This window comes from Paraburkholderia humisilvae (genome assembly GCF_902859855.1).
Lineage (GTDB): Bacteria > Pseudomonadota > Gammaproteobacteria > Burkholderiales > Burkholderiaceae > Paraburkholderia > Paraburkholderia humisilvae.
Window position 1 is genome coordinate 249,560 of sequence record NZ_CADIKH010000003.1, and the last position, 13,005, is coordinate 262,564.

Here is a 13,005-nt window from a genome sequence, read left to right on the forward strand (position 1 = left end):
AGTGCAGTCAGCGTCAGCCTCAGCCTCAAAAGCCCGACCCTCCGCACCGCGGCCAGCTGTGGCAGACTAGGGCTCGTACAGACCGGCCGATAGGCACTTCTGCCCAGCATCAGCAGCCGGCTTAACGATGCAGGCCCTCAATTGGACTCCTCCCTTCGGTTCGGCGCGCCTGGCGACACCGGCCATCAGGTGTTATGGGAAGACGGCGAGCAAACACTCTGCCGGCGATGGTGCCCAACCGCCGACGGCAGACCGGGCGCCGTCCTGACCGTACAGCTCACCGCCGAGCACCCGACCCCAGCCAGCCTCGACCGTCTGGTTCACGAATACGCCCTCAAGGACTATCTCGACAGTGCATGGGCCGCGCGGCCGCTCGACATCTTGCACGAAGGCGGTCGAACGCTGCTCCTGCTCGAGGACCCCGGCGGCGCGCCGCTTGGCCGGCTGCTCGGCGCACCCATGGGCGTCGGCCGCTTTTTGCGTCTCGCGATCAGCATTACCGCGGCGCTCGGCAAAGCGCACCAGTGCGGGCTGGTTCACAAGGACCTCAAGCCAGCCCATATCCTCGTGAGTGCCGAGCAGGAACAGGCATGGCTGACCGGCTTTGGCATCGCGTCACGTCTGCCACGCGAGCGGCAGGCGCCCGAGCCGCCAGAGACCATCGCCGGCACGCTCGCCTACATGGCTCCGGAACAGACGGGCCGCATGAACCGCTCGATCGACGCGCGCAGCGATCTCTATGCGCTCGGCGTCACGCTATATCAGATGCTCACAGCTTCATTGCCGTTCTACGCCGTCGATCCGATCGAATGGGTGCACTGCCATATCGCACGCAAGCCGGTGCCACCCAGCGAGCGATCCGCGCACGTGCCCGCGCCGATCTCGGCCATCATCATGAAACTGCTCGCCAAGACGGCCGAGGAGCGCTACCAGACTGCGGGCGGCCTCGAGCGCGATTTGCGGCGCTGCCTCGACGAATGGGCAGCGCAAGGCGACATCGAGGACTTCACACCCGGTCAACAGGACACGCCCGATCGACTGCTGATTCCGGAAAAGCTCTACGGGCGGGCGCGCGAAGTTGAAGCGTTGCTGGCCTCGTTCGATCGCATCATCAACAGTGGCACGCCAGAGCTGGTACTCGTCTCCGGTTATGCCGGCATCGGCAAGTCCTCCGTCGTCAACGAATTGCATAGGGTGCTGGTGCCGCCACGAGGGATTTTCGCCGCGGGCAAGTTCGATCAATACAAGCGTGACATCCCATATTCGACGCTGGTTCAGGCATTTCAGGGCCTCGTGCGGCCCCTACTCGGCAAGAGCGACGCGGAGCTCGCCGGCTGGCGCGAGGCCATTCTGGCGGCGCTCGGGCCCAACGGACGGCTGATCGTCGACGTCGTCCCCGAACTGAAGCTCATCATCGGTGAGCAGCCGCCGGTGCCCGAGCTTTCGCCACAGGATGCGCAACGACGCTTTCAGCTGGTCTTGCGAAGCTTTATCGGCGTACTGGCCCGGCCCGAGCATCCGCTCGCGCTCTTTCTCGACGACTTGCAATGGCTCGACGCCGCCACGCTCGATCTGCTCGAGGACCTGTTGAGCGGCTCCGATTTGCAGCATCTGATGCTGATCGGCGCCTATCGCGACAACGAAGTGACCGCTGCCCATCCGCTCATGCGCAAGCTCGACGCCATCCGGGCCGCCGGCGGAAAGGTGGAGAACATTGTGCTTGCGCCGCTGGCCGAAGAGCATCTCGCGCAACTGATTGCCGACGCGCTGCGCTGCGAGCCGGCACGCGCCGCGCCGCTTGCACAACTGGTGCATGACAAGACCGGCGGCAATCCTTTTTTCGCCAATCAGTTCCTGTCGTCGCTAGCCGACACCGGCATGCTCGCCTTCGACCACGATTCGGCGTGCTGGCGATGGGATCTCGCGCGCATGCACGCCAAGGGCTACACCGACAACGTCGTCGACCTGATGGTCGCGAAGCTGAACCGTCTGCCGCCCGAAACGCAGACCGCGTTACAGCAGCTAGCCTGTCTCGGCAACACCGCCGAAACGACGACACTCGCGATCGTCCTCGGCATGTCGGAAGCGCAGGTCCACGAAACGCTAAGGCCCGCCGGCCGCCAGGAAATGGTCGAACGCCACGCGGGCACCTGCCGGTTCGTCCATGATCGCGTTCAGGAAGCCGCGTATTCGCTGATCGAGGAAGAACGGCGGGGCCACATGCATCTTCGCATCGGCAGATTGCTCGCGCAGCAGACCCCTGCCGGCAAGCGCGAGGAGGTGATCTTCGAAATCGTCAACCACCTCAATCGCGCGATTCCGTTAATCGACTCGCAAGCCGAGCGGGACCGGCTCGCCGAATTCAATCTGATCGCCGGACGGCGCGCGAAGGCTTCGACGGCCTATGCTTCCGCGCTCAAGTATCTGGTCACGGGCTCGACGCTACTGGGCAACGACGGTTGGGAGCGATGCCGGGCGCTGGTCTGCGCGCTCGAGTTGAACCGGGCCGAATGCGAGTTCCTGACCGGCGCGCTGGCCGAAGCGGACGAGCGCCTGACCGCGCTGTCGGCTCGCGTGGCCACGACCGACGAACGCGCATCCGTCGCGAGCTTGCGGGTCGAGTTGTACTTGACCATCGATCGCAGCGGCCAGGCGGTCGCCGTCGGTCTCGATTATCTCCGGCATCTTGGCGTCGAGTGGTCACCGCATCCGACCGAAGCGCAAGCGCGCGGCGAATATGAGCGCATCTGGACAACCCTCGGAGACCGCCCGATCGAGACCCTCGTCGATTTGCCGTTGATGAGCGACCCGGCATCCCTCGTCACCTGCGATGTTCTGGTCAAACTCGCCGTGCCTGCGTTGTACACGAATGCCAACCTGTTTTGCCTGATCACCTGCCGGCTGGTGAATCTCAGCCTTGAGCGCGGCAATTCCGATGGGTCGTGCTGCGCTTATGAATGGCTAGGCGGCATGATCGCCGGAGATCGCTTTGGCGACTACCAGACCGGATTTCGCTTCGGCCGACTCGGCTATGACCTCGTCGAGCAGCGCGGGCTGGAGCGCTTCAAGGCGAGAATCTACGTCGGATTCGGCAATGTCGTCCTGCCGTGGACGCAGCATATCCGCACGGGCCGCGACCTCGTGCGGCGCGCGTTCGAGGCCGGCAAACAAAGCGGCGACCTGACTTTTGCGGCGCATTGCTGTAGCCATCTGAACACGAATCTGCTTGCCGCCGGCGATCCGCTTGCTGAGGTTCAACGCGAAGCCGAGCGCGGTCTCGCATTCGCGCAGAAGATGCGATTCGGTCTTGCCATCGACCGCCTCGGCACCCAGTTGGGGTTGATCCGGACGCTCAGGGGACTCACGCCGATCTTTGGCTGCTTCGACGATACGCAGTTTGACGAACAGCAGATCGAGCGGCGCTTCGCGGATAATCCGGACCTGGCGCTTGCTGAGTGCTGGTATTGGATCCGCAAGCTGCAGGCGCGCTACTTGGCGGGCGACTTTGCGGCAGCCACCGAAGCCTCGCTTAAAGCACAACGACTGCTTTGGACATCCCCGTCGCATTTCGAAACGGCCGAATATCACTTCTACGCCGCGCTCAGCCGCGCCGCATCGTGCAACGTTGTTGCGGCTCTTACGGCTGAACGCGAACCGCACATCGAGGCTCTGGTTGGACATCATCAACAACTCGAGCGATGGGCCGCGAATTGCCCGGACAATTTCGCGAATCGCGCTGCGCTGGTTGGCGCGGAGATCGCCCGCCTCGAAGGGCGAGAGCTCGATGCCGAACGTCTGTACGAACAAGCGATCCGCTCAGCCCGCGACAACGGGTTTATCCATCACGAGGCGCTGGCCAACGAGCTCGCCGCGCGCTTTTATGCGGCACGCGGCTTCGAGACCATCGCCTTGGCGTATCTGCGAAACGCTCGTTATGGCTATGTGTGCTGGGGCGCCAACGCCAAGGTAAGACAGCTTGACGAGTCCGAGCCCCGACTCAAGGACGAGCTGCCTGCCACGGGGCCAACCAGCACGATCGGAGCGCCCGTCGAGCATCTCGACCTCGCGACCGTGATCAAGGTGTCACAAGCCGTCTCAGGCGAGATCATCCTCGAAAAGCTCATCGATATGCTGATGCGCACGGCGATGACCCAGGCGGGAGCCGAGCGCAGCCTGTTGCTGTTTCAGCGAGAGGACGCGCTATGGATCGAGGCGGAAGCCACCACCCGTGGCGACGCGGTCGTCGTGCATTTGCGTGGCCAGCCCGTGAACGCCGTCGCGTTGCCGGAGCCGGTTTTACAGTACGTGCTGCGTACCCACGAGAGCGTCATGCTCGGCGATGCGTCTGCCGAAGCTGCGTTTTGCGCCGATCGCTATATTCGCGAGCATCGGGCCCGTTCCATTCTCTGCATGCCTCTGCTCAATCGGGCCAAGCTCATTGGCGTGCTCTACCTCGAAAACAACCTGGTGCCGCACGTCTTTGCGCCCGCCCAGGTCGCGGTGTTGAAGCTGCTCGCATCGCAGGCCGCGATCGCACTGGAGAATAGCCGGTTGTACCGCGAGGCGGCCGAACGTGACGGGAAAATCCGGCATCTGGTCGACGCCAACATCATCGGAATCTTCTTCTGGCGACGCGACGATGAGACACCCGAATTCAGCGACGCGACCCTGTATGAGGTGAATGACGCATTTCTGCGGATGATCGGATACGAACGCGAGGATTTCGCATCCGGTCGCGTACGCCGTTCGAATCTGACGCCACCGGAATGGTGCGACCGAACCGCGCAAGCCAATGCCGAGCTGATCGCGACCGGAACCATCCAGCCCTACGAGAAGGAGTATCTGCGCAAGGACGGCAGTCGCGTGCCGGTGCTGGTCGGGACCACTGCATTCGAAGGCAGGAAGGAAGGCGTCGGTTTCGTGCTCGATCTGACCGAGCGCAAGCAGGCGGAAGCGAAGGCACGCGAGAGCGAGCAGCGATACCGCGAGGTGCAGGCCGAGCTCGCGCACGCGAACCGCGCGACGACCATGGGGCAGCTCACCGCGTCGATTGCCCATGAAATCAAACAGCCGATTGCCGCAACCGCGGCCAACGCCGCGGCCGCCATACACTGGCTCGGCGCGCAGCCGCCGAATCTGGCGGAAGCCATGCAGGCACTGCAGCGCATCGTGAATGACGCGATGCGAGCCGGCGATATCATCAGCCGGATTCGCGATCTCATCAAAAAAGCCCCTCCACGCAAGGACACCGTGGACGTCAACGAAGCCGTCCGCGAGGTGATCGAGCTCACGCGAGCGGAAGCGTCGAAGCACAACGTCTCCGTGAAGGCCGTGCTGGCGGGCGGCCTGCCGTCGATTAGCGGGGACCGCGTGCAGTTGCAGCAGGTGATACTCAATTTAATCGTCAACGCGATCGAAGCGATGAGCGCAACGAGCGACGGGCCACGCGATTTGCTGATCAGCACCACCGCGAATTCACCCAGGGACGTATTGATCCGTGTGTCGGACTCCGGTCCAGGACTGCCTGCGGATGACAGCGAGCGCATCTTCGAGCCGTTCTATACCACGAAGGTTGGCGGCCTCGGCATGGGTCTGTCGATCTGCCGTTCGATCGTCGATGCGCACGGGGGACAACTCGTGGCAAAGCCGAATGGGCGTCGCGGCGCCGTGTTCGAATTTTCGGTGTCCACTCGATAGGACTAAACCGTTGTGCTGTGCGCGGCGAGGCTTACCGGCGCGGCGCATCCTCGATATCGATCACTTCCGGAACGGGTTGCTCGCACACATGCTCAGTCATGTCGCCAATGACACGCTTCACGTGGTCATCGGCCGCCTCGTAGAAAACCTGCTTGCCGCGCCGTTCCGCCCGCAATACTCGAGCGGCGCGCAGCAGGCGCAGATGGTGACTGACAAGCGGCTGCGACATGCCATATTTCGCCGCGATGTCCGATACGCACATCGGCGCATTCAGGCACGCGACAATGATCTTTAGCCGGCTTGGGTCGCCCATTAGCCGGAACATCTCTGCCAGTTCCACCACCCGGTCATCGGTTAGCTCATGTGCGGCCACGCGCCCTCCAAAAAGTTTACATCAACGTATGTTTATGTGTGTATATAATAGGCGATTCTAGCGGTCGAGGACAGTCTCAATGGCGCACATGCACAACCAGCATGGTGGTGACGCCGGTCATCACCATGGGGGCAGCCACTCCCCTACGCACGATGAACACGCGCATGCAGCCCATGGCCACGCACACGCACACGGCCATGGAAAGCACGACCACGCGGGTCACAATCACCTTCACGGCGTCACGGATCAGCATCGTATCGGATGGGCATTCGTTATCATCGCGCTCTTCATGCTGGTGGAAGTGGTAGGCGGCGTCCTGTCGGGGTCGCTTGCGCTGCTGGCCGACGCGGGTCACATGGTTAGCGACGCGGCAGCGCTGGGGTTTAGTTGGGTCGCCATTCACTATGGCCGGCGCCCGGCGACGGCCCAACTGTCCTACGGCTACAAACGGCTGGAAATTCTCGCCGCGTTCGTCAATGGCTGCGCGCTCTTCGTCATTGCGGCATGGATTGTTGTCGAGGCGGCGCGCCGGTTCACGTCGCCGGTTCCGGTCATCGGCAAGACGATGCTCATCATCGCGCTCGCCGGGCTCGCCGCCAACATTGCCGCGTTCGCCGTACTGCACGGCGGTAACCGCGAAAACCTCAATCTTCGCGGCGCCTGGCTGCACGTGCTTGGCGATATGCTCGGTTCGGTAGCAGCGATCGTTGCGGCCGCCGTGATCCTGCTGACGGGCTGGACACCGATTGACCCACTGCTGTCCATTTTTGTCGCAGTTGTCATCCTCAAGAGCGCGTGGGGCATCGTCAGGTCATCCGCGCATATCCTGCTCGAAGGTACGCCAGAAGGAATACACCTGTCCGACATCAAGGCGGACCTCGAACAGAACGTGCCTGAGGTGGATAACGCACATCATATTCACGCGTGGTCAATCACGGGCGAGCAACATATGGTGACCCTTCACGTCCACCCCGCAGTGGGCGCGAAGGCATGCGATGTCGTTAGCGCGGTTCAACAGCGCCTCGCGACGCGCTTCAACATTGACCATGTCACGGTCCAGGTTGAACAGGACGAGTGTTCCGATGCCCGTTCGACAGAGGGCGGCACACAGCATCAAGTGGAAGGTCGCTGACCGCACGCGCGGTTGCGGCCCTATCGGCTCAGCAAGCTGCGCGCCGTCGCATCGGATCGCCTATCCCGCGTTCTCCGCCGCTTAGCGCGGCCCAAAGCTACACGTGACCGTGATGTGCGTGGGCGGCCGACGCTTCCATTGCGCCAAGCTCCTGCATGATGCCGCACTCCAGGACCGCCTTTTCAGTCTGGCAGTGTGCGCGCAGCGTCAGCAACTGCTGCTTGAGCGAAGTCAACTCATCAATGCGCTTCACAACGTGATCGATATGTTCGTCGATCAATTGGTTGATCGCAGCACAGTCCTCGCCTCGTGCGTCGCCGGCATCGAGCAGCCTGCGTATCTCCTCGTGGCTCATGTCCAGCGCGCGACAGTTACGAATAAAGCGCAACCGCTGAAGATGCGCGTCGCTGTAATACCGATAGTTCGCCCCTGTACGGGCCGCAGCCGGCAGTAGGCCTTCCTTCTCGTAAAACCGGATCGTGTCGGTCGTACAGCCCGCCAGTTGCGCCAATTCACCGATTTTCATGATGTCTTCCTCGCACAGCTTGACCTTGGAGTGGCTCCAAGGTGTCCACTAGACCATAAATCAAGCGAGGAATCCACCATGCCAGCATCCACCGCTGTATCCGATAGCAAACGTGCCCGTGAGACTCACGACTGCTGCGATCACGAACATTCCGTCGCCGACGCTCACGCGTGCTGCGCTTCCCCCACGGTGGCTCCGGCCGCCGGCATATCGCCCATTGCGATCGGCGACGCTGTCCGAACTCGAATCGCCATTTTGCAGATGGACTGCCCAACCGAAGAGGCGTTGATTCGCAAGAAGCTCGCCGGCATCGCATCGGTTAAGGGCATGGAATTCAATCTGATGCAACGGGTGTTGACTGTCACGCACGAGCCCAACGCACAGGAAGCGGTGCTTGACGCGATCCGGTCACTCGGATTGACACCTGAAGTTGCGGAAACGGACGCACCCACCGTCACCGCCGCCGAACCGCCGGCGCAGCGCTGGTGGCCGCTCGCCGTCGCGGGCATCGCCGCGATCGCGTCTGAAGCAGCAAGCTGGCTTGGGCAACCTCAGTGGATAGCGGCTGTACTCGCCGTGATTGCGGTCGGCTCGTGCGGTCTGACGACTTATCGCAAAGGCTGGGTCGCCATTCGCAACGGCAATCTGAACATCAACGCATTGATGAGCATCGCCGTGACAGGCGCGTTCCTGCTCGGTCAATGGCCAGAAGCCGCGATGGTCATGGTGCTGTTCACCGTTGCTGAACTGATCGAGGCGAAGTCACTCGATCGTGCGCGCAACGCCATTCACGGCTTGATGCGCCTCGCGCCCGACACCGCGACTGTCAGGCAGCCCGACGGTTCGTGGATGCAGATCGAAGCGAGCAAGGTCATGCCAGGCGCGATCGTGCGCGTACGCCCTGGCGAGCGAATCGGTCTGGACGGTGAGGTGGTAAGCGGCCGATCGGCGGTGAACCAGGCGCCGATCACGGGAGAAAGCCTGCCTGTCGAAAAGGCCGAGGGCGATCAGGTATTCGCAGGCACCATCAACGAAGCGGGGTCACTCGAATACCGCGTGACGGCCGCTGCAAACAACACGACGCTCGCTCGAATCATCCACGCAATCGAAGAGGCGCAGGGAGCCAAAGCGCCGACACAGCGGTTTGTCGATCAGTTTGCACGGGTCTACACGCCAGCTGTATTTGCGATTGCGGTGGGCGTGGCGGTTATCCCTCCCTTGTTTCTGTCCGGAGCCTGGTTGGACTGGATATACAAGGCCCTCGTCCTGCTCGTCATTGCATGCCCTTGCGCGCTGGTGATTTCGACGCCTGTGTCGATCGTCAGCGGACTGGCCGCAGCGGCGCGCCGCGGAATTCTCGTCAAGGGAGGCACGTACCTGGAGCAGGGCCGCAAGCTCGCGTGGCTCGCGCTGGACAAGACCGGCACGATCACGCATGGCAAGCCGGTGCAAACCGATTACGAATTGCGCGCAATCGATCTCAAGCCGCAATCCGCTCGCGCATTGGCCGCGAGTCTTGCAAGCCGCTCGGACCATCCTGTGTCCGTGGCGATTGCCCGCGCGGCTGAGGCCGATCACGTGCCGCTTATGCCGGTCGACGCATTTGAAGCCCTTGCCGGCCGCGGTGTGGCGGGAGAGATCGATGGGCGTCGCTATCTGCTCGGCAACCACAGACTGGTTGAAGAACTCGGGCGCTGTTCAGTGGAGCTTGAGGCGCGTCTCGACACGCTGGAGCGGGACGGAAAAACCGTGGTGATGCTCGTTGACGAATCGCGTGTGCTGGCGCTCTTCGCCGTCGCCGACACCGTCAAGGAAAGCAGCAAACAGGCGATCGCCGAGCTGCACGCGCTGGGTGTGCGCACGGCGATGCTCACCGGAGACAACCCTCATACCGCTGCAGCGATCGCTCGACAGGTGGGCATCGATCGCGCGGAGGGCAACCAGCTGCCTGAAGACAAACTGCGCGCCGTCGAGAACCTCGCAACCGGCTCGACGATGGTCGGAATGGTCGGCGATGGCATCAACGATGCGCCCGCGCTGGCGCGAGCCGATATCGGCTTCGCGATGGGCGCAATGGGCACCGATACAGCCATTGAAACCGCAGACGTTGCGCTGATGGACGATGACTTGCGGAAAATCCCATCGTTTATCCGGCTATCGAAGGCGACGCACACGATTCTCGTGCAGAACATCACGCTGGCACTCGGCATCAAGGCGATCTTCCTCGTGTTGACGCTCGTCGGCCTCGGCACGATGTGGATGGCCGTCTTTGCCGACGTCGGTGCCAGTCTGCTTGTGGTAGGAAACGGCTTGCGCCTGCTTCGCAAATAGTTTCCCGCCGAAGATGACAGAAATCTCATCTTCGCGTCATGTTGGCACTGCAACGGAAACTTAGTATTCCAATACATGCCAACCGACACCACCGCCATGCTCGCACGCTACCTTTACCTGATGACACTCGCGGTGGCGACAAGCTCCGCCAGTGCGCAGTCGTTCTCCGCCTCTGTCGATGGCGATATTCAGCACAGTGTCGCGCCCGGCGCGTTCACCGATACGCGAACGAATGCTCCGCTCACGCTGGACGACGTATTGGGACTGGCGGCGCAGTCCAATCCGGCGTTCAGAGGGGCGCGCGCTGACGCCGATGCATCGACCGGAACATGGATCCAGGCGGGTGCGCGTCCCAACCCGGAAGTGTCGTTCCTGCAGGAAGGCTCGGGCAACACCGAACGCTCGACCACCGCCCTGCTCAATCAGACCATCGAACTGGGCGGCAAGCGTCGTGCGCGACTTGACGTCGCGTCATATGGACGGGAAGTCGCGCTCGCCACACTCGATGGCCGCGCAGCCGCCCTGCGTTCGCAGGTCATCACGGCGTTTTACGGATTGCTCGCCGCGCAACGTCAGCTACAGGTAGCCGAAGAAACGGCTGCCATTGCTGCACGCTCAGCGGACCTTGCGGACAAGCGCGCGCGCGCCGGCAAGGTCTCGCCGGTTGAGGCGACCAAAGCGAAGGTGGCGGCGAGCGGCGCGCAGATCGAGCTTGCCAACGCGAAAACCGACGTCGCGACAGCGACGGAAAAACTTGCAACCGTTACGGGCGACCCGGCGATGCGTGAGCATCCGGTCAGCGGCGATCTCGATTCAATACCGACGGTTGAGCCACTCTCGCAACTGCTCCCACGTTTGGAAAACGCGCCGCTTTCCCGCGCATCAAAAGCCGAAATGCTCAGGAGCAGCGCCGCGATTTCCGTTGAGCGTGCCAAGCGGATTCCTGACGTCACGGTCAGTGCGGGCATGAAACACATCGTCACCGGAGGTACGCCGTTCAATCAGGCTGTGATTGGCGTCTCGATCCCTTTGCCGATCTTCGACACGAACAAGGGTGCGCTACTCGAAGCCGTCCATCGAGCCGAAAAGGCAAGCGCCGATTTCGACGCTGAAAAAGCGACACTCCAGCTCGAACTGACCCAGGCGTACGCCCGCTATCAAACAGCGAAATATGAAGCGGAACGACTCAAATCAGAAGTGTTGCCGAGTGCCCGTGAAGCGCTTGATGCGATGTCGCGGGGCTACGAACTCGGCAAGTTCGCATTTCTGGACGTGCTGGATGCGCAACGCACGTTGTCCCAGGAGCAGGCCCGGTATGTCCGGGCGTTGACCGACGCATATGTTTCCTATGCCGATCTTGGACGGCTCATCGGTACGCCGTTGCCATCGGTCACATCCCCGTTCACCCCCCAACCGTGAAGGACACCATCGTGCCGCGCAAGAAAATTGTTACTGTCATCGCGGCTGCCATCGCCGGAGCCGGCATCGTGCTCGCAGCGTTTGCGCTGACGCGCGGGCCATCGTCAGACCGAACGGTCGCTAGCGCCCAGGTCAACTCCCCGGAAGCATCGCGGGCCGCGCAATATGGCGGAACAGTGTTCAATGCTGACGACCTGACCGTCGAAATTGTCCTGTTCGAAAAGGCCGACGATGCACGCCTGATCGTCTATCCCTACGTCAACGGAAAACCCGTCAGCAACGGTGTATCGATCTCCGGCGTGCTGACAGGCTTCCAGGGGACGAAGGAGGACATCCGGTTTGTCGCTTCAGGCAACCGGTTCACGTCGACGCAGCCCATCGCCAAACCCCATGTCTTCGACGCAACCATTCAGGTGAACCGGAATGGAAAACCGGCGAGCTTCGCCTATTCGCGCGCCGACGGCGCGGTGACATTGAGCCCGCAACAGATCGAGGCAGCCGGCATCGGACTTGCGAAGGCCGGGCCAGCCGAAATCGCATCGACCATTCAGATGCCCGGAGAGATCCGCTTCAACGAAGACAGGACCGCGCATGTGGTGCCCCGTGTCGCCGGGATCGTGGAACGGGTTGCGGTTTCGGTCGGCGAGAACGTGTCGAAGGGCCAGTTGCTGGCGGTGATCGCCAGCACCGACCTCGCGGATCGTCGAAGCGAATGGCTGACGGCCGAGCGCCGGCTCGCGGCAGCGCGAACCCAGTACGAGCGCGAGCGCATGCTCTGGAAGGAGCGCATCTCTGCCGAGCAGGACTATCTGCAAGCGCAGGTACAACTGCGCGAAGCGGAGATTGCCACGCAGAATGCGCGTCAGAAGCTATTGGCCCTCGACGCCCCCGTCACCGGAAGCCCCCTGAACCGGTACGAGTTGCGGGCGCCTTTCGCAGGGACGATTGTCGAGAAACACGCGACCGCCGGTGAAGCCATTGCCGCTGACGCGAACATTTTCACGCTTTCCGATCTGTCGACCGTGTGGGCGGAGATGGCGGTGCCCGCGCAGCGTCTCAACGACGTCCGTATCGGACGCGAAGCGACCGTCAACGCAGCGGCCTTCGATTCGACGTCGGGTGGACGGATCGCGTACGTTGGCGCACTCCTCGGCGAGCAGACGCGCTCCGCTCCGGCCAGAGTCGTGCTGCCGAATCCCGACGGCGCATGGCGTCCGGGGATGTTCGTGAACGTGTCCGTCAATGCCGGTCGACAGTCCGTGCCCGTGGCAGTCCGCAACGACGCGGTGCAGGACATCGAAGGCGCTCCGACCGTTTTTGTCGAATCACCAAAGGGATTTGTCGCACAGGCCGTGAAAACCGGTCGCCGGGATGACAGCGTGGTGGAAGTGCTGAGCGGCTTGCAGGTCGGCCAATCGTACGTCGCGGCCAACAGCTTTGTGCTCAAGGCCGAACTTGGCAAAGGCAGCGCGGAGGAAGAATGATGCAGCGACAGGTTTCGGGCGGCGCCGTGCGCGGTACACCTTC

Annotated in this window: 8 protein-coding genes; 5 read left to right on the top strand and 3 right to left on the bottom strand. The window is 62.5% G+C overall.

Features of this window, described 5'->3' with window-relative positions; all coding sequences use genetic code 11:
• Positions 1 to 141: 141 nt before the first annotated feature.
• Complete coding sequence (locus HV796_RS04305; protein ID WP_246355679.1) at positions 142 to 5,697, top strand: AAA family ATPase; 5,556 nt, start codon at positions 142 to 144, stop codon at positions 5,695 to 5,697.
• 31 nt (positions 5,698 to 5,728) lie between these two features.
• Here HV796_RS04305 and HV796_RS04310 read toward each other — a convergent pair whose 3' ends face one another.
• Both HV796_RS04310 and HV796_RS44000 read right to left on the bottom strand, forming a co-directional pair.
• Positions 5,729 to 6,022, bottom strand: coding sequence for an ArsR/SmtB family transcription factor (locus HV796_RS04310; RefSeq protein WP_175225291.1), 294 nt, complete (start codon positions 6,020 to 6,022; stop codon positions 5,729 to 5,731).
• 124 nt (positions 6,023 to 6,146) lie between these two features.
• The gene (locus HV796_RS44000) at positions 6,147 to 6,323 is read right to left on the bottom strand and encodes a hypothetical protein (RefSeq protein ID WP_246355681.1); all 177 of its coding nucleotides are present in this window, start codon (positions 6,321 to 6,323) and stop codon (positions 6,147 to 6,149) included.
• 3 nt (positions 6,324 to 6,326) lie between these two features.
• Here HV796_RS44000 and HV796_RS04315 point away from each other — a divergent pair, with 3 nt between their 5' ends.
• Positions 6,327 to 7,202, top strand: a complete 876-nt coding sequence (locus HV796_RS04315; RefSeq protein ID WP_281369759.1) for a cation diffusion facilitator family transporter — start codon at positions 6,327 to 6,329, stop codon at positions 7,200 to 7,202.
• A gap of 97 nt (positions 7,203 to 7,299) precedes the next feature.
• On the opposite strand, the gene cadR is transcribed toward HV796_RS04315, so the two are convergent.
• Entirely contained in the window at positions 7,300 to 7,728 is a 429-nt protein-coding gene (cadR, locus tag HV796_RS04320) for a Cd(II)/Pb(II)-responsive transcriptional regulator (RefSeq protein WP_175225211.1), read from the bottom strand.
• A 78-nt stretch (positions 7,729 to 7,806) separates the two neighbouring features.
• On the opposite strand from cadR, the gene HV796_RS04325 reads away from it, so the two are divergent.
• The 3 genes from HV796_RS04325 to HV796_RS04335 all read left to right on the top strand — a co-directional run bounded on the left by HV796_RS04325 (position 7,807) and on the right by HV796_RS04335 (position 12,962).
• Positions 7,807 to 10,059 (top strand): heavy metal translocating P-type ATPase, encoded by a 2,253-nt coding sequence (locus HV796_RS04325; RefSeq protein WP_175225212.1) that lies wholly within the window; start codon positions 7,807 to 7,809, stop codon positions 10,057 to 10,059.
• Between the two features lie 96 nt (positions 10,060 to 10,155).
• On the top strand, positions 10,156 to 11,478 hold the full coding sequence (locus HV796_RS04330) for a TolC family protein (RefSeq protein WP_175225213.1): 1,323 nt from the start codon (positions 10,156 to 10,158) through the stop codon (positions 11,476 to 11,478).
• An 11-nt stretch (positions 11,479 to 11,489) separates the two neighbouring features.
• Positions 11,490 to 12,962: an efflux RND transporter periplasmic adaptor subunit gene (locus HV796_RS04335; RefSeq protein ID WP_175225214.1), complete on the top strand. Its 1,473-nt coding sequence runs from the start codon at positions 11,490 to 11,492 to the stop codon at positions 12,960 to 12,962.
• Positions 12,963 to 13,005: the final 43 nt, after the last annotated feature.